The 17204-nt window shown below is 57.3% G+C and carries 18 protein-coding genes; 12 read left to right on the forward strand and 6 right to left on the reverse strand.

What is annotated here, in order from left to right; all coding sequences use genetic code 11:
- The first annotated feature begins 9 nt into the window (after positions 1 to 9).
- Complete coding sequence (gene ppsA / locus ARC85_RS03305; protein ID WP_014421120.1) at positions 10 to 2382, forward strand: phosphoenolpyruvate synthase; 2373 nt, start codon at positions 10 to 12, stop codon at positions 2380 to 2382.
- Between the two features lie 32 nt (positions 2383 to 2414).
- Positions 2415 to 2894, forward strand: coding sequence for a ribonuclease E activity regulator RraA (gene rraA, locus ARC85_RS03310; protein WP_023009926.1), 480 nt, complete (start codon positions 2415 to 2417; stop codon positions 2892 to 2894).
- Between the two features lie 49 nt (positions 2895 to 2943).
- Here the strand turns inward: rraA and ARC85_RS03315 are convergent, their stop codons facing one another.
- The 3 genes from ARC85_RS03315 to ARC85_RS03325 form a co-directional block, all read right to left on the reverse strand.
- Positions 2944 to 3234: a PilZ domain-containing protein gene (locus ARC85_RS03315; protein ID WP_153740329.1), complete on the reverse strand. Its 291-nt coding sequence runs from the start codon at positions 3232 to 3234 to the stop codon at positions 2944 to 2946.
- 5 nt (positions 3235 to 3239) lie between these two features.
- Positions 3240 to 3908: a TIGR04211 family SH3 domain-containing protein gene (locus tag ARC85_RS03320; RefSeq protein WP_153740328.1), complete on the reverse strand. Its 669-nt coding sequence runs from the start codon at positions 3906 to 3908 to the stop codon at positions 3240 to 3242.
- A 117-nt stretch (positions 3909 to 4025) separates the two neighbouring features.
- Positions 4026 to 4325: a YciI family protein gene (locus ARC85_RS03325; protein WP_011785354.1), complete on the reverse strand. Its 300-nt coding sequence runs from the start codon at positions 4323 to 4325 to the stop codon at positions 4026 to 4028.
- Between the two features lie 87 nt (positions 4326 to 4412).
- On the opposite strand from ARC85_RS03325, the gene ARC85_RS03330 reads away from it, so the two are divergent.
- The gene (locus ARC85_RS03330) at positions 4413 to 5279 is read left to right on the forward strand and encodes a PHP domain-containing protein (RefSeq protein WP_031210468.1); all 867 of its coding nucleotides are present in this window, start codon (positions 4413 to 4415) and stop codon (positions 5277 to 5279) included.
- 4 nt (positions 5280 to 5283) lie between these two features.
- On the opposite strand, the gene ARC85_RS03335 is transcribed toward ARC85_RS03330, so the two are convergent.
- Positions 5284 to 5826 carry a YecA/YgfB family protein gene (locus ARC85_RS03335; RefSeq protein WP_014421126.1) on the reverse strand — a complete coding sequence of 181 codons (543 nt, stop codon included), beginning with the start codon at positions 5824 to 5826 and terminating at the stop codon, positions 5284 to 5286.
- A 2-nt stretch (positions 5827 to 5828) separates the two neighbouring features.
- Positions 5829 to 8999: a ribonuclease E gene (gene rne, locus ARC85_RS03340; protein ID WP_286714291.1), complete on the reverse strand. Its 3171-nt coding sequence runs from the start codon at positions 8997 to 8999 to the stop codon at positions 5829 to 5831.
- Positions 9000 to 9629: 630 nt separating this feature from the next.
- On the opposite strand from rne, the gene rluC reads away from it, so the two are divergent.
- Genes rluC through ARC85_RS03355 form a run of 3 tightly spaced genes read left to right on the forward strand, consistent with a single transcriptional unit; the run spans position 9630 to position 12426 of the window.
- Entirely contained in the window at positions 9630 to 10697 is a 1068-nt protein-coding gene (rluC, locus tag ARC85_RS03345) for a 23S rRNA pseudouridine(955/2504/2580) synthase RluC (RefSeq protein ID WP_286714292.1), read from the forward strand.
- Positions 10697 to 11347 (forward strand): HAD family hydrolase, encoded by a 651-nt coding sequence (locus ARC85_RS03350; protein WP_023009931.1) that lies wholly within the window; start codon positions 10697 to 10699, stop codon positions 11345 to 11347. The genes rluC and ARC85_RS03350 overlap by 1 nt, the downstream gene beginning before the upstream one ends.
- A 29-nt stretch (positions 11348 to 11376) precedes the next feature.
- Complete coding sequence (locus ARC85_RS03355; RefSeq protein WP_121206808.1) at positions 11377 to 12426, forward strand: S49 family peptidase; 1050 nt, start codon at positions 11377 to 11379, stop codon at positions 12424 to 12426.
- Between the two features lie 13 nt (positions 12427 to 12439).
- Here the strand turns inward: ARC85_RS03355 and ARC85_RS03360 are convergent, their stop codons facing one another.
- Positions 12440 to 13033: a Maf family protein gene (locus ARC85_RS03360; RefSeq protein WP_121206807.1), complete on the reverse strand. Its 594-nt coding sequence runs from the start codon at positions 13031 to 13033 to the stop codon at positions 12440 to 12442.
- Between the two features lie 141 nt (positions 13034 to 13174).
- Between ARC85_RS03360 and ARC85_RS03365 the strand changes: the two genes are divergently transcribed.
- The 6 genes from ARC85_RS03365 to acpP all read left to right on the forward strand — a co-directional run bounded on the left by ARC85_RS03365 (position 13175) and on the right by acpP (position 17181).
- Positions 13175 to 13732: a YceD family protein gene (locus ARC85_RS03365; protein WP_121206806.1), complete on the forward strand. Its 558-nt coding sequence runs from the start codon at positions 13175 to 13177 to the stop codon at positions 13730 to 13732.
- Positions 13733 to 13762: 30 nt separating this feature from the next.
- Positions 13763 to 13942, forward strand: a complete 180-nt coding sequence (rpmF, locus tag ARC85_RS03370) for a 50S ribosomal protein L32 (protein WP_011785345.1) — start codon at positions 13763 to 13765, stop codon at positions 13940 to 13942.
- Positions 13943 to 13984: 42 nt separating this feature from the next.
- On the forward strand, positions 13985 to 14989 hold the full coding sequence (gene plsX / locus ARC85_RS03375) for a phosphate acyltransferase PlsX (RefSeq protein WP_014421134.1): 1005 nt from the start codon (positions 13985 to 13987) through the stop codon (positions 14987 to 14989).
- A 127-nt stretch (positions 14990 to 15116) separates the two neighbouring features.
- Positions 15117 to 16055, forward strand: coding sequence for an ACP S-malonyltransferase (gene fabD, locus ARC85_RS03380; protein WP_226597759.1), 939 nt, complete (start codon positions 15117 to 15119; stop codon positions 16053 to 16055).
- Positions 16056 to 16071: 16 nt separating this feature from the next.
- Positions 16072 to 16815, forward strand: a complete 744-nt coding sequence (fabG, locus tag ARC85_RS03385) for a 3-oxoacyl-ACP reductase FabG (protein WP_011785342.1) — start codon at positions 16072 to 16074, stop codon at positions 16813 to 16815.
- Between the two features lie 132 nt (positions 16816 to 16947).
- Positions 16948 to 17181, forward strand: coding sequence for an acyl carrier protein (acpP, locus tag ARC85_RS03390; RefSeq protein ID WP_008938713.1), 234 nt, complete (start codon positions 16948 to 16950; stop codon positions 17179 to 17181).
- Positions 17182 to 17204 lie beyond the last annotated feature (23 nt).

Below are 17204 nucleotides of genomic sequence, written 5' to 3' on the forward strand. Positions count from 1 at the left end.
AGACACGCTTTGGAAGATTACATTATCTGGTTTGACCACCTGGGAATGTCCGACGTAGACCGGGTTGGAGGCAAGAATGCCTCCCTCGGTGAAATGATCAGTAATCTCGCCAATGCTGGTGTTACCGTCCCTGGCGGTTTCGCTACCACTGCTCATGCTTACCGTGAATTCCTGGCCACCGACGGCCTGAAAGACCGCATTGACGAAGCCCTGGATGCCCTGGATGTCAACGACGTTAACGAACTGGCGCGGGTTGGCTCCCAGATTCGCCAGTGGGTAATCGACACCGCGTTTCCGGAAGTTCTGGATAACGCCTTGAAAGAAGCCTATGCCAAGCTTCAGGCCGGTAACGATCAGATGGCTGTCGCGGTGCGTTCCTCCGCCACCGCCGAGGATCTTCCTGATGCCTCTTTCGCCGGCCAGCAGGAAACTTTCCTGAACGTGGTGGGTCTGGAGCAGGTTCGTACCTCGGTGAAGGAGGTGTTTGCCTCCCTGTTTAATGACCGGGCGATCTCCTATCGCGTGCACCATGGTTTCGATCACAAGCTGGTAGCGTTGTCTGCCGGTATCCAGAAGATGGTTCGCAGTGAAACCGCTTCCAGCGGTGTTATGTTCACCCTGGATACCGAGTCCGGTTTCCGCGATGTGGTGTTTATTACCTCCTCATACGGCCTCGGTGAAACTGTGGTGCAGGGTGCCGTAAACCCTGACGAATTCTACGTACACAAACCGACCCTGGAAGCCGGACGTCCGTCGGTATTGCGCCGTAACCTCGGCAGCAAGGCCATCAAGATGGTTTACCATTCCGAACCGGGTGAGGGTAAGTTTGTTGAAACCGTGAAGGTGGAGCAGGAAGACCGTAATCGTTTTTCCATCACCGATGCGGAAGTGGAAGAACTGGCCAAGCAGGCCATGATCATTGAAAAGCATTACCAGCGCCCGATGGATATTGAGTGGGCTAAAGATGGTGATGACGGCAAGATCTACATCGTTCAGGCCCGGCCGGAAACGGTCAAGAGCCGCGCAGCTGCCAATGTGATGGAACGTTATCTGCTGAAGGAAACCGGCAAAGTGCTGGTGGAAGGTCGCAGTATCGGCCACAAGATCGGCAGTGGCCCGGTGAAGATCATCACCAGCATTAACGAAATGGACCGGGTACAGGCTGGCGACGTGCTGGTTACCGATATGACCGACCCGGACTGGGAGCCGGTGATGAAGCGGGCTTCCGCCATTGTTACCGACCGTGGCGGCCGTACCTGCCATGCGGCCATTATTGCCCGGGAGTTGGGTATTCCGGCGGTTGTGGGCTGTGGCGATGCCACCGAGGTGCTCAAGGATGGTCAGGACGTGACCGTCTCCTGCGCCGAAGGTGACACCGGTATGATCTACGAGGGTGCTCTGGACTTCGAGCTGCGTGAGAATACCGTGGACTCCATGCCCAACATTCCGTTCAAGATCATGATGAACGTGGGTAACCCCGACCGAGCCTTTGACTTCCAGGCGCTGCCCAATGAAGGTGTGGGCCTGGCCCGCCTTGAGTTCATCATTAACCGGATGATCGGCGTGCACCCGAAAGCGCTGTTGAACTTTGACGGTCTGCCCCGTGACATCAAACAGACCGTGGAAAAGCGCATTTCCGGCTATGCCTCACCGGTGGATTTCTACGTGGACAAGCTGGTGGAAGGCATTTCCACCCTGGCAGCGGCGTTCGCTCCGAAGAAAGTGATTGTGCGTTTGTCCGACTTCAAATCCAATGAGTACGCCAATCTGATTGGCGGCACTCTGTACGAGCCGGACGAAGAGAACCCGATGCTGGGCTTCCGCGGAGCGTCGCGCTATATCTCCGATACCTTCCGCGACTGTTTCGAGCTTGAGTGTCGGGCTCTGAAGAAAGTCCGCAATGAAATGGGCCTGACCAACGTTGAAGTGATGGTGCCGTTCGTACGGACTGTCGGCGAAGCTGAGCAGGTGGTGAATCTGCTGGCGGAAAACGGCCTGAAGCGTGGTGAGAACGGCCTGCGGGTCATCATGATGTGTGAACTGCCGGCCAATGCCATTCTGGCTGAGCAGTTCCTGGAGCACTTTGATGGCTTCTCCATTGGTTCCAACGATCTGACTCAGCTGACGCTCGGTCTGGACAGGGATTCTGGCATCATTGCCCACCTGTTCGATGAGCGTAACGATGCGGTAAAGGCGCTCTTGTCCAACGCTATCCAGGCCTGCAAGAAAACCGGTAAGTATATTGGCATCTGTGGTCAGGGCCCGTCAGATCATCCGGATCTGGCCAAGTGGCTGATGGATGAGGGCATTGATACTGTGTCTCTGAACCCGGATTCGGTACTCGATACCTGGTTCTTCCTGGCCGACGAGAAGATCGACTGATCACCAACACTTGGGAAAAGGAGAGCGACAACGTGAGCAAGATTATTACTCCGGATCTGTGTGACGAATTTCCGGAAGTGCAGGTGGTCGAACCTGGCTTCAATAATTACGGTGGCGTGCGCCAGTTCGGCGGTGAGATCGTGACCGTGAAGTGTTTTGAAGACAACTCAGTGGTGAAAGAGCAGGTTGGGCTGCCCGGGAACGGCCGCGTGATGGTGGTTGACGGTGGCGCGTCCAAGCGCAATGCCCTGCTGGGGGATATGCTGGCCGAGAAAGCCGCGGAAAACGGCTGGGCTGGCCTGATCATCTATGGCTGCATCCGTGATGTAGATGAGATTGGACAGACTAATCTGGGCGTTCAGGCCCTGGGTACCGTACCGCGCAAGACTGAAAAGCGTGGTATCGGTGATCTGAATATCCCGGTGACCTTCCACGGTGTGACGTTCAAGCCCGGGCAGTACGTGTATGCCGATAACAATGGCATCATCGTCTCCGAGAAGCCGCTGGTTTAAGCCGCGGCCTCGGCACAGACAAAAACGGCGGCCTTTGGGCCGCCGTTTTTTATTGGGTTACTTCTATGATGTTGATCCCGAGCAGATAACCATCACCATCAGGCTCACAACGCACCACCTCGCCGAGCGTCTCCAGGGGCGGGAACTGATCTCCAGCGGACTCCATTCGGGTTCTCAGCTCCTCGCCAATCCTGAACGGTCGTTCCACTGCTGCTTGCATACCGGCGGCACTGAGATCCCGGCAGATACCGGTGTGGATTTCACCATCGTTGCCGATAATCGTGATGGTGCTGTTCACCTGCATACGATGGAAGTCGCGCTTCTCAGAGTAATCTTTCATCACCTTTACGCCCAGTTGTCGGTTTTTCTTGTCGGTTTGAGCATGGGAATGATCAGGGCCAGCAGTACGCCGCCAAACACGAGGCCCGCGCCCAGAAGCATGAAATCAGATTCTTTGCTGGCCTCAAGACGCTCATTTTCCGCTGTCAGTACTTCCAGATCATTCCGCAGTTTCTGGTTTTCTTCGCGCAATTCACGGTTACGACGCTCAAGATTGATGGAGTCAGCGGCAATATTCTTGATGCGTTGTAGTTCAGTTTGCAGGTCTTCCGCCCGATTGGAAAGATTATTCTCGGCATTCTGCAGAGAATTTCGTTCTTCGGTAACGGCGGCCAGTTGCTGACGAGCTTCAGCCAGCTCAGATTGGGTTTCGTCCAGTTGACGACTGACCCGATGAAGCTGATCAGCTGCGATCGGTTCGTTACTCAGGTATTGGCTCGCAACCCAGCCTTCCGTCCCTTTCGGCGTGCGTACGCGGGTGTAATTGTCACCGGTCTCCAGCACCTCCAGCGGCGTGCCACTGGGGAGGGCATTTTCGATGATACGGTACTGCGTGCCGGCGCCCGAGCGCACAGGCAGGTAGAGTTGATCATCGACCCAGACGGTGCGCGCCTGCGCAACGGAAACGGAGCTGACAATAAGCACAAGGCTGAAAAGGAGACGGAGCGGTGTCACGGAGTACGTTCCCTGATAGTGATATTACTGATGATTTAAACCCGCAATTCTGTCACAAGGTGGCCGCTATTCAAGCACCACAGCGTTACAATCCGCTCATGCTGGCGGCCGCTTTGTTCAGGGCAGCACTACCTTGTAGGGTTTGACGATTACTTTTTCATACACGCCGGCATCGACATAGGGATCGGCATCGGCCCAGGCCTGAGCTTTCTCCAGCGATTCGAACTCAGCGATGACCAGGCTGCCACTGAAGCCTGCTTCGCCCGGATCGGGCGAATCAATGGCCGGATGGGGGCCAGCTACCAGTAACCGGCCTTCGGCCTTGAGCTGTTCCAGTCGGGCCAGGTGGGCAGGCCGGGCTTCTTTGCGCAGGGGCAGGCTGTTGGCAATGTCTTCGCTGATGATGGCGTAATACATGGGTTCTCCGATCGGTGATCAGCTGAGGTTAGGGGCACTGCCTGAAGGCTGATACACTGGTGCCCGTTTCGTTATTCAGGATTGTTCGTGACTATACCCCAAGACTCCAGAACGTGCATTGATCTGCATTGCCATAGCACAGCATCCGATGGCGCGCTGTCTCCAGAGGCCCTGATAGCCAGAGCCGTTGAGCAGGGGGTTAGCCATCTGGCATTGACCGATCATGACACCATCGCAGGTCTCGAGGTGGCGAGAGGTGCGGCGTCAGGTTCCGGTTTGTCCCTGATTAACGGCGTGGAGCTTTCCTGTGTCTGGCGCAGTCATACCATTCATGTGGTCGGGCTCGATTTTGACGAACGTGATCCTGCGTTTCTCGCCGCACTTGAGCGCCAGAACGAAAACCGCTGGCAGCGGGCTCGGATGATCGCCGACAGGCTAAGCCGCCTGAACGTAGACCAGCTTCTTGAGCGGGCGACGAAAGTGGCCGGAGGGGACGTGCCCGGGCGCCCGCATTTTGCCGAAGTTCTGGTGGAAGACGGTGTTGTACCCAAGGTGGCGCACGCATTTAAACGGTATCTGGGAACTGGCAAGCCAGGAGATGTAAAGGCGTGTTGGCCGGAGTTGCCGGAGGTGGTGCAATGGATCGTGGCGGCCGGCGGGATTGCTGTGCTGGCGCATCCCAGGAAATATCGTCTCACAGCAACCCGTTTACGGGCATTAACTGCGGATTTCGGCCGTGCCGGAGGGCAGGGCATTGAGGTGTCAGTGTCGGGCCAATCCAGTGGCGATCTGGGTTTTGTGGCCGAGCTGGCGCGGCGGGAAAAACTCTGGGCCTCTCAGGGCAGTGATTTTCACTTCCCGGGAGCTCCCTGGTGTGAGCTGGGGCGCATAATGAAAATGCCAGAGGGGCTGGAGCCCGTCTGGCATCATTTTCGGCAACCGATTGAGGCCTGAGGCTTCAATCCGGCGCGTGGAACAACAGGTAGAGGTCGGTCAGCGAGTCCGGGATGGCCTCTGCCATCTTGGCTGACAGCTTCTCGTCATTCCGGACTTTCTGGAAGTCCTCGTCCTCAAACAGGCCAGACAGTGTCAGCATCGGCACCATAAGGTCAGCGACTTCATCCTCATCCGCAGCCTGCAGCCAGGCCTCCTCATGCTCGAGGAAGGTATCGACGAAGCCCGCACACCAGTTTTCCAGAGCATTCATCGGGTCGCCGTCTTCTGGCTCCGGCAGCTCCAGTGGCTGGCCCATATCCAGGGCGTGGGCCATATCCCGTGCAAGCTCATTTACACAATGGGTAAACGTGTCGGGAATGCCGGTATCCGGCAACTGATCTGTGCCTGTGGCAAGGCGGAAGAGGTCTTCCGCCTTCAGGCTGACCGGCCCGATCACGCTGGCACACACCACGCCATGGAACCCGAAAAAGTCCAGGGCATGATCTCCCCAGGGTTCTGCGAACAGAATGTCTTCCAGCGCTTCGATGTCCGAGTTGCTCAGCATGATCAGTTGCTCCCGGCCTGCTTGGCCTCTTCTGCCTTTTTGGCTTCTTCGGCCGCGCGTTGGCGCTTGCGGACCTCCCTTGGGTCATTATAGGCCCGGCCCGGAGTCACCGGGATAGCTTCCGATGCACTGGCTTCCTGAGTCTCTTCTTTCTGCTCCGCTGGCTTTTCGCTGGCCGGAGCTGGCTCGGCTTTTACGGGCTCTGCAGGCTGCTCCGGTTTGTCAGCGGGTTTTTCGCTGCTGGATCCGGCCTGCTTCTCCGGCGCCGTATCTACTTCAGGCTCGGTTTTAGCGGCCTCGGCTTTCTGTTCCGGCGCCTTGTCGGCTTTATCCTCGGCAGCCTTCTGATCAGAAGCCGCGCCGGTTTCCGGCTCAGACGCCTTCGGTGAGTCAGCCTTGGCTTGCCGGGGTGCCTTGGCCTCTGCCTTGACCGGTTCTTTGTCTTCGGCTTTGGCAGGCTCGGCGCTGGCCTTTTCTGCAGGCTGCTCGGCTTCTGTTGCGGTGACCTGCTCGGTACGCTGAGGCTTGGCGGCCTGTTTCTGCTCGGCTTCTGCCGGCAAGCTCTCCTTGTCACCCTTGTCTTCGGCAGCACCGGATTTTTCAGCGCTATCCGCAGAGCGAGGCTTGCGCTGGCGGCCTGAGCTGCGGCCTCTGCGGCCGTCAGACTTCTCTTTGCGGCTGCTCTCATCCTTTGCTTCAGGCTTGTCTTCTGCTGAGGGAGCCTCTTTCTGCTCGGCCTGTTCGGTTTTGGTCTCCGGCTTCTCGGCCATTTCCTGTTGTTCAGGCTTGCGGCTCTCTGGCGCAGTTTTGGTTTCCGGCGTTGTTGCGGCCGGTTGCTCGGCTTTATCTACGCGCGACTCACTGGCTTTAGCGTCCACAGGAGCTGTCTTGTCAGCCGCTTTTTCCGGCTGGGTATCTTTCTGGTGCTTCTCGCTGCGTTCCGCTTTGCGTTCTGCTGGCGTTGATGCCGGAGTCTCGGCGGGCGAGCCGCCCCGGTTACGTTGTCGGCGTGGTTTGCGTTGCTTGTCGTCACCGCCCTGCTTGTCGTTGGAAGGTCCCTTCTGGGATTCCTGCTGTTCCCGGTTGTCCTGCGGGCCTTTCTGGTCGCGCTGGGGACGGTTCCGGTTCTGGCCGCGGCCCTGGGAGTCCTTGCGGTTGTCCCGGCGGTTGTCATTGCCCTTGCTGTCGCCAGAGCGGTCGTCCCGGTTGGAACGGTTCTGGCCACCACGTTCACCGCGATTCTGATCGTCACCACGGCCACCACGATTGCGGCCCCGGTTGTCATCGCCACGGTTCTGCTGGCTACCCTGACGGCGATCATTGCCGCTGCGGTTGCCGCCGGTGCGTTGGTCATCGCGGGCAACGCGGGATTTGCGGCGATCCTGGCGGGCCTGGTTGCGACGCTCTTCACTCCGGTTCCGGTTAGTGTCGCGGTTGGCTTCCTGCTCCGGTTCTTCACCCCGGAAGAAGCACGCGATCTTCTTGCCCAGTTTGCGGAACAGGCCTTCTTCCTGCTCAGCAGCAGCCGTTGGCGCAGCGGCTGTCGGTGCTGGGGCTGGCGCAGAGGGGCGGATAGCTTTCACGGCGGCCTGTTCGCGCACCGGTTTCTCGGCACTTGCAACTTCTACGGCTGCCTCTTCCTCACGCTCGCTGTACTGTTGAGCTACCTGATGGCTGGAGACATGCTCTGGAGAGGTTTCGTCCTGACGCAGGCGCAGAATCTCGAAGTGCGGCGTTTCCATGTTGGGCACAGGTGCGACCACAACCGCTACGCCCTGGCGGGCTTCAATGTCGGCCAGCTGCTTGCGTTTTTCGTTCAACAGGAAGGTGGCCACAGAAACCGGCACCATGGCTCGTACTTCTGCGGTCTTCTCCTTGGAGGATTCTTCGTAGATCAGGCGCATGATGCTCAGCGCCAGAGATTCGATACCCCGGATGGTGCCCTGGCCTTCACAGCGCGGGCAAACTTCGCTGCGGGTCTCGCCCAGTGAGGGGCGCAGACGCTGACGTGACATTTCCAGCAGGCCGAAACGAGAGATCTTGCCAACCTGAACGCGGGCCCTGTCGAGTTCCAGCGCTTCACGCATCTTCTGCTCGACTTCCCGCTGGTGTTTGGCTGGCGTCATGTCGATGAAGTCGATAACGATCAGGCCGCCCATATCCCGCAGGCGCAGTTGGCGCGCGATTTCTTCGGCCGCTTCAAGGTTGGTCTGCAGGGCCGTTTCTTCAATATCCTGGCCTTTGGTGGCCCGTGATGAGTTGATGTCAATGGACACCAGGGCTTCGGTCGGGTCGATGACAATCGAGCCGCCGGAGGGCAGTTTCACTTCGCGCTGGAACGCCGTTTCGATCTGGCCTTCGATCTGATAACGGCTGAACAGGGGGATCTCGTCTTTGTACAGCTTGATCTTGTTTTCGAAGGTGGGCATGACCGCACGAACGAAGCTCAGAACGTCTTCGTACACGCTTTCGGCGTCGATCAGGACTTCGCCGATGTCCTGGCGGAGGTAATCGCGCACGGCGCGGATGATCACATTACTTTCCTGATGGATCAGGAAAGGAGCCTTGCGCTCGCCGGCCGCCTGGGTGATGGCTTCCCAGAACTGTACCAGGTAGTCGAGGTCCCACTGGAGCTCTTCGGTGGTGCGGCCAATGCCGGCCGTACGCACAATAATGCCCATGGACTTCGGCACCTGAACGCCGTTCATCGCTTCTTTCAGCTGGGTCCGTTCTTCGCCTTCAATGCGGCGCGAAATACCACCGGCGCGGGGGTTGTTGGGCATCAGCACCAGGTAGCGGCCAGCCAGGGAGATAAAGGTGGTCAGGGCAGCGCCCTTGTTGCCACGCTCTTCCTTGTCGACCTGAACGATCACTTCCTGGCCTTCGGAGACAACATCCTTGATGTTGATTTTGCCCTCAATCTGCCCGGGCGACTTCTTGAAATACTCTTTGGAGATTTCTTTCAGGGGCAGGAAGCCATGGCGCTCTGCGCCAAAGTCAACGAAAGCCGCTTCAAGGCTGGGTTCTACCCGGGTAATGCGGCCCTTGTAGATGTTGGCCTTTTTCTGTTCGCGGGTACTGGATTCGATATCAAGGTCGAACAGCCGTTGGCCGTCAACCAGCGCGACGCGCAACTCTTCGGGATGAGTTGCATTGATCAACATTCTTTTCATGGAAAGAAAGGGTTCCTGTCGTTTGTTGGTGACAGAAAACCGGGGGGATTCGCATCAGCGAAGCAGGATGTGCGTGCCGCGGGCCCTTTACAGCAGGCAGGCCGGCGGCCAGACGGATCATACCCTTATGGGGTGCAATCCTGGGTGTCTGAGACCACCGCCGACATCCCGCCTGCCGGTGGGCAGGTCGAGGTCGAATAGGGTGAGAGTCTGTTGACGCATAATATCCGTTTCAGGTTCACACAAGCCCCTGGGTCTCACGTCGTATTGGTTTGCTGGACGGCCCGGGTTTGCGTGGCAATGATTCTTCGCGATGTCGCCCGACGGTTTTCCAGTCGGTTTTCCTCTCCCGGAGCAGGTAACAGCCTTTCTCGGTCTGGCCTGTGATTCCGGGAGTCTGTTTCCCGCTGCATCCGTTAATGATTGGTTTTGCAGCGTTCAAACTCTTAATCAGTATCGGTATACTGCTGCCGCTCCGGCTTCTGACCAGAGTTCGTCAGGCCGTAGACAAACGGCAGAGCACGCCGGAATATAACAGGTACGGCGTGGGCAGGCAACTCCTCAGTTGCGTCCGTCCCGGTATGCAGGGGCGGCCATACGGTGCCGCAATTTACCAACGCAAGGGTTTACATGTCTCGCTCCCCCGATTCCCGTAAGACAAAGGGTCGTCGCCCCGCCAGTGGGAAGGTCCGTGAAGTCGGAAAGGCTGCTGTGAAGGCGGGTTCTGATCGTGTTCAGGGAAAGGTGGCGACAGAGGTTCAGTGGATTACCGTTGATGAGGATATGGAAGGGCAGCGGGTGGATAATTTCCTGCTTGCACGATTGCGGGGGGTGCCCAAAAGCATTGTCTACCGCATTGTCAGAAAGGGTGAGGTGCGGGTAAACAAGGGGCGTGTAAAGCCTGATACCCGTCTTAATCCGGGGGATGTGGTCAGAATTCCGCCGCTGGTGCAGCAGGCCAGGGCGGAGCAGCCCAAGCCCGGCAGTCGGGTGCAGGGGGTTATGGAGGCTGCGGTCGTTTTCGAAAACGATGAAATGCTGGTGGTGAACAAGCCCTCCGGTATAGCGGTTCATGGCGGAAGCGGACTGAGTTTCGGTTTGATTGAAGTGTTGCGGTCGGCCCGGCCGGAAGCCAGGTTTCTGGAGCTGGTTCATCGTCTGGATCGCGATACGTCTGGTCTGGTAATGGTGGCTAAAAAGCGTTCCGCGTTGCGGTTTTTGCAGGATGAGCTGCGGCAGAAGCGGATTCGCAAGTATTACCACGCTCTGGTGGTCGGCAGTTGGCCGGAAAATGTTGATCGTGTTGCTGAGCCGCTGTTGCGTTTTGAGATGCCTAATGGCGAGCGTCGGGTTCGGGTCAGTGAGGAGGGCAAGAGTTCCCTGACTTTGTTTACCTGTTTGCAGCGATTTCAGGGGTATAGTCTTGTTGAGGCATCGCCGGTGACCGGCAGGACTCACCAGATTCGGGTACACAGTGCCTGGGCGGGTCATCCGATTGCGGGCGATGACAAGTATATGGATGATGCGAGCCTGAAAGCTTTCCGGGCCATTGGTGGGCAGCGCTTGATGTTGCACGCCAGGGCTCTTGAGTTTTCGCTTCCGGGTTCGGGTGAGCCCATGCGGCTGGAAGCAGTATACGACGGGCCCTTTTCCGGGGTGCTCGAAGAATTGACCAAGCGAAGCGGGAAGCGGTCTTGATGAAGGTAAAAGTCGTTATTTTTGACTGGGACGGAACGCTGATTGATTCAGTGGACCATATCGCTGACAGCCTGCACCAGGCGGCAACGGAGCTGGGGTATCCCGAACTGGAGCGAGAGGCCTATCGCGACATTATTGGTCTGGGCATGATTGAGGCGCTGGAGAAGCTGTATCCGGGTCTGAGTCGTGAGGAGATGGTTCGTATTCGTGAAGGTTATGCCGGTTACTTCTTCAAGAAGGTGACCACGCCCCAGAATGTGTTCGACGGCATGGCCGATGTGGTTGCCGATCTCCGGGGTTCCGGGCGTGGGTGTTCGGTGGCGACTGGCAAGAGTCGGCGGGGTCTTGAATTGGCGTTGACCTCCAGTGGTCTGGGGTCGCATTTTGATATCACGCGCTGTGCGGATGAAACCCGGTCCAAGCCGCATCCGTTGATGCTGGAGGAAATCCTGGCGTTCTACGGCTATGAACCGGAAGAGGCTGTGATGATTGGCGATACCCGTTACGATCTGGAGATGGCTCAGCGTATTGGCATGCCCTCCATCGGTGTGGAGTGGGGGGTGCATAAGCGTGATGTGCTTGAGACCTATGATCCTCATGCAGTGGTGAATTCAGTGGCGGACCTCCGGAAGGTGTTGGGTCTGCGCTAACAGCAGGACGTTGCAAGTAAGGAAGACGAATGAGCGAGTGGGATTCGGATAAGCAGTCGGAGTGGGGCGACAAGCCCGTTGAGTCAGAAGCCCGGGGCGCCCGAGGTGGCTTGTTTGGCAGCAGGAAGCCGTCGATGCCGCCGGAGACGGGGCGTGATTGGCGTCTGATTGAAAAGCTGGTGATGTCATTGCAGGCGGAGCAGCGGCGCAGTCGTCGTTGGGGTATTTTCTTCAAGCTGCTCACGTTCGGATATCTGTTTGCGCTGCTGTTCATGATTCGTGCGCCCTTCGGAGAAGGCGTCGGGGCCACAGTGGGAAGCCATACCGCGCTGGTAGAGGTGAATGGCCCGATTGCTGCTGATGAGCTGGCCAGTGCAGATAACCTGGTCGGGGCATTGCGTGCCGCGTTTGAGGCCGAGAGCTCGAAGGCGGTTGTGCTGCGGATTAACAGTCCGGGTGGCAGTCCGGTGCAGTCCGGCTATGTCTATGATGAGATCAAGCGGTTGAGGGAGGAATATCCCGACAAGAAGATCTACGCGGTGATTTCTGATATTGGTGCATCGGGCGCTTATTACATTGCCGCAGCAGCCGATGAGATATACGCCAACCGGGCCAGTCTGGTCGGATCGATTGGTGTAGTGGCCGGTGGTTTTGGCTTCACTGAGGCGATGGAAAAGATTGGCGTGGATCGTCGTCTTTATACCGCAGGTGACAACAAGGCTTTCCTGGACCCGTTCTCGCCGGAGCAGGAGGAAGAGGTTGCGTTCTGGCAAGGCGTGCTTGAAAACACCCATAAGCAGTTCATTGAAGCGGTCAGGCAGGGGCGGGGCGATCGCCTGGCGGATGATCCCCGGCTGTTCAGTGGTCTGGTCTGGAGTGGTGAGCAGGCGGTAGAGCTGGGGCTTGTAGATGGTCTGGGCAGTTCATCCTGGGTCGCGCGCCAGTTGGTGGGCGAAGAGGAGCTTGTCGATTACAGTCGCAGCCGCTCTCCTTTTCAGAAGTTTGTGGATCAGCTGGGGGTCGCCGTTGGTGAAGGTGTCGCAACCCGGTTGATGGAGTCACGACTGGAGCTCCGATAAGTTGCCTCGGGCATCAGTCCAGCAATGGATTGATGCCCAGCTCTCTCAGTATACGGGTGAGTGCAATCAGCGGCAGGCCGATCAGGCTGTTGGGATCGTCGCCCTGAAGGCGGCTGAACAGGGCGATGCCAAGACCTTCCATCTTGAAGCTCCCCGCGCAGTCGTAAGGCTGCTCTTTCTGCAGGTAGCCTTCAATTTCCTCTTCCTGTAAGTCCCTGAAGTGCACCTCAAACGGTTCGCAGTGAGTTTGAAGGTTGCCGCTTCGGGTATCCAGAACGGCCAGACCGGTGAGAAAGCGCACCCGGTTGCCACTGCTTCGCATCAATTGCTGTTTTGCTGTGTCGTAGTGGCCGGGTTTGCTCAGCAGGCTGCCATCCGGTAATGCCGCCACCTGGTCAGAGCCGATGATGATATGGTCCTGAAAGCGCGGGGCGAGAGCTTTTGCTTTGCTTTCTGCAAGTCGGACGGCCAGGGCTTCGGCTGCTTCTCCTGGAGTGGGTGTTTCGTCGATGTCGGGGCTGGCAGTGTCGAACGCAAGGTCGAGCCGGGCCAGCAATTGCTTTCGGTAGGGTGAGGAAGAGGCCAATAGCAGCTTGGGAGGAAGCATAGGGTTTCAGGTCCGGTCGGTTGGATATGGGGGTTCTTTCGGGCTGATATCGTAAAATACCCCTATTCCGGGCGAAAGGCCCGGTAGAAAGTCGATTAAGTCTTTGACAGAGGCGGGTCTCGCCCCTAAAATTGCGCGCCTATGTCCAAAGCGCCGATCGTCGAACTGCCCAGATCTGTCGACCCAAACAAGTTGGCAGAGCAGAACACAACGCTTGAAGGGGTGATTCCTTTCAGGGGGCTTTCTCGTTTTCGTGAAGCTGTGCCGGGACTGCCAGAAGATGGTGAGTGCAGCGTAAAGCTGTCTTTCTATCGGGATGGGGAGCGTCGCCGGATAGTGTCGGGTGAGTTGTCTGCGCCGGTCATTCTGGAATGCCAGCGCTGCATGGGTGACATGCAGGTGACTCTGGAATCCCGTTTTGATCTCGGTCTGGTCATCAGTGATGAGCAGGCGCAGCGGTTGCCGAAAGCGTTGGAGCCATTTCTGGTAGAGGATTTCAACGCCGATCTCTGGGCAATGGTGGAAGACGAGTTGCTTCTGGTGCTGCCGCCATTTCCGCTCCACGAGCGGGAAGAGTGTCCGGCAAAAGAAGATCTTGAAGCGCTCGAAGTGCCCGAGGCTACCGAAGAGCCCGAGACAGAGCAAAGAAAAGAGAACCCGTTCAGTGTTCTGGCGGGACTTAAGACGACAAAGCATTAACGTATTCGAAAATAGGTCAGGAGCATAACCATGGCTGTACAGCAAAATCGCAAAACTCGTTCAAAGCGTGGCATGCGCCGTTCACACGACGCACTGAGTGCTGCTGCTCTGTCTACCGACGCAACAACTGGTGAAGTTCATCGTCGCCATCACGTATCTCCAGACGGTTTCTACCGTGGCAAGCAGGTAGTTGAGGCTCGCGACGAGTAATTCGTCGGGAATTTCTTCTGACCTGTGCCGCATGGACGAGTGGTGAACACGCCGGTCACCATTGCCATTGATGCTATGAGCGGTGATCGCGGTGCCGCGGTTGTCGTCCATGCTGCGCTGGAAGCAGTGCGTGAAAACGAAGCCTTGAGTCTTGTTCTGGTGGGAATCCGGAGCGAGCTCGAGGCTTTGTTGCATGAGGGGCATGCCCGTATTCGCATTGTTGAGGCTGCCGACGTCGTTCGTATGAACGAGCGGCCTTCCCATGCCCTCCGCCACAAGAAAAACTCCTCTATGGCCATTGCGCTCAGTCTCGTGCGGGACGGAGAAGCGCAGGGCTGTGTCAGTGCCGGAAATACCGGTGCGCTGATGGCATTCGGTCGCTCGATCATTCGGATGTATCCCGGGATTGAACGTCCTGCCATCGCAAAGCTGATCCCCTCTCTGCGTGGCCGTTGTCATGTCCTGGATCTTGGGGCCAACGTCGATTCCACAGCGGAGAATCTCTACCAGTACGCCCTGATGGGGTCCCTGATGGCATCCGCTATCTGCCGCCAGTCCGAGCCACGGGTGGCACTGCTGAATGTCGGTGAGGAAGAAATCAAGGGTAATGAACAGGTCCGGCTCGCATCACACATGCTGGCCCAGTGCGACACCATCAACTACATCGGTTATGTCGAGGGAAGTGACCTTTTTCGCGATGTCGCCGATGTTGTAGTGTGTGACGGTTTCGTGGGCAATATAGCCCTCAAGACCGGAGAGGGGGTTGCCGGCCTGTTGATCGAATTGCTGGAGCAGGCATTCACACGCTCCATGTACGGTCGTTTTGTGGGCTTGCTGGCCAGGCCGATTATCGGGCGACTTCTGCAATTGATGGACCCTTCCCGGCACAATGGCGCCAGTCTGCTCGGGTTGCAGGGTGTGGTCATCAAAAGTCACGGCAACGCCAATGAGCGGGCGATGCTGGCGGCGATCCGGCAGGCGGTTCGTGAAGTTCAGCTGGAAGTGCCACGAAGGATCAACGAAAGACTCGATGATCTGATGTTATGATCCCTCCTCATTGTTCGGAGCGCGACTAAAGTCGTCCCGCATCCCGGCCCTTATTCGCGGATAATTGGCCTGAATTGTACTATTGGCTAATCTTCAGTAACCCTTCAATGACGATAAGATTCCGCTTATGAAATCAGCGTTTGTTTTTCCCGGACAAGGCTCCCAGTCAGTCGGCATGTTATCTGCTGCCGCTGAAGCGTGGCCGATGATCACCGAAACGTTTGACGAGGCGTCTAACGTTCTTGGCTATGACCTGTGGCATCTTTGCCAGCATGGCCCCGCCGAAGAGCTCAACAAAACCATGGTTACCCAGCCTGCGCTGCTGACCGCAAGTGTTGCGCTTTGGCGGCAGTGGTGTGTATCAGACGGCCCGCGGCCGGATTTTGTTGCTGGTCACAGCCTGGGTGAATACAGCGCCCTGGTGGCGGCGGAAAGCCTGGATTTTATCGAAGCTGTGAAGCTGGTTCAGCTGCGCGGCGAATTGATGCAGGATGCCGTGCCTGAAGGGCAGGGGCGTATGGCGGCCATTCTGGGCCTTGAGGATTCCGATGTGGTGTCGGCGTGTGAGGAGTCTGCTGAAGGTGATGTGGTTGCCGCAGTGAATTTTAACGCGCCGGGCCAGGTGGTTATTGCCGGTAGCGCAGCGGCCGTTGAAAGGGCCATTGAAGCCTGCAAAGCCAAAGGTGCCCGCAAGGCCATGCCGTTGCCGGTTTCGGTTCCCTCCCACTGTGCGCTCATGAAGGGGGCGGCGGAACAGTTGGCTGAAGCCCTGGAGGATATTCGGTTTAACGATGCTGTCATTCCCGTTGTCCAGAATGTCAATGCTGAGCCTGCAAGGGATGCAGAGGTGCTGAAAGCTAATCTGCTCAAGCAGCTATACTCACCGGTGCTGTGGACAAACTCGGTACAGCGGCTGTCTACCGAAGGGGTGGGTGTGGCTGTTGAGTGTGGCGCCGGCAAGGTACTGGCCGGTTTGATCAAACGTATCGATCGTTCTCTGCCGGTTCACGGCATCGAGAGTCCTGATTCTCTGGCTGAAGCCCTTAAGGCCTTTGGTCAGTCCTGATTACACGGAGTGAATTATGTCTTTGGAAGGCAAAGTTGCATTGGTAACCGGCGCCAGTCGAGGCATTGGCAAAGCCATTGCTCATGAACTTGCCCGGCAGGGAGCCGAAGTGGTGGGTACCGCGACCAGTGCCGAGGGGGCCCAGGCCATTACCGATGGCCTGAAAGAAGCGGGTTTCAGTGGCTATGGCATTGTTATGAATGTGGCAGAGCCCGAGAGCATCGAGGCTGGCCTCAAGCAGCTTGCCGAGCAATCAGGTGCGCCCCTGATTCTGGTCAATAATGCCGGCATCACCCGTGATAACCTTCTGATGCGCTTGAAAGACGATGACTGGTCTGAGGTTCTGGAAACCAACCTGTCCAGCGTCTATCGCACCAGCAAGGCGGTATTGCGTGGTATGGCGAAAGCCCGTTGGGGCAGAATCATCAATATCAGCTCAGTGGTTGCTGGTATGGGAAATCCCGGGCAGGGCAACTACTGTGCGGCGAAGGCCGGTGTTGAGGGTTTTACCCGTAGCCTGGCCAAGGAAATGTCTAATCGCGGTATCACGGCGAACTGCGTGGCACCTGGTTTTATTGACACAGACATGACCAAAAAACTGGACGATAAGCAGCGTGAGGCTATGCTGGAAATCATACCGGCTGGTCGCCTGGGGTCGCCGGAGGAGGTTGCCGCTGTGGTGGCTTTCCTGGCATCGGACGGCGCCGCTTACGTAACCGGAGAAACCATTCATGTGAATGGCGGCATGTACATGGGTTAAGTCCGTTCCGGGCTGGTGTGCAACCCCTTGTCGCACAACATGTTTGACAGAATCCCTGCTTGTTTGCAGGTAGGGTTTAAACTAAACTGGCAGCCATAGAGTTGCTTGGTTGACACATAAAGTGAGGACATTATGAGTACAGTTGAAGAGCGCGTTAAGAAGATTGTTTGTGAGCAGTTGGGCGTGAAAGAGTCCGAAGTTCAGAACACATCTTCTTTTGTAGAGGATCTTGGCGCTGACTCACTGGACACTGTTGAGCTGGTTATGGCCCTGGAAGAGGAATTCGAGACCGAGATTCCTGACGAAGAGGCCGAAAAGCTGGGCACCGTTCAGGACGCGATCGACTACATTGTCGCACACACCTGATACCCTGCGAATCAGATAGCCAG

It is taken from the genome of Marinobacter sp. tcs-11 (assembly GCF_002049515.1).
Lineage (GTDB): Bacteria > Pseudomonadota > Gammaproteobacteria > Pseudomonadales > Oleiphilaceae > Marinobacter > Marinobacter nauticus.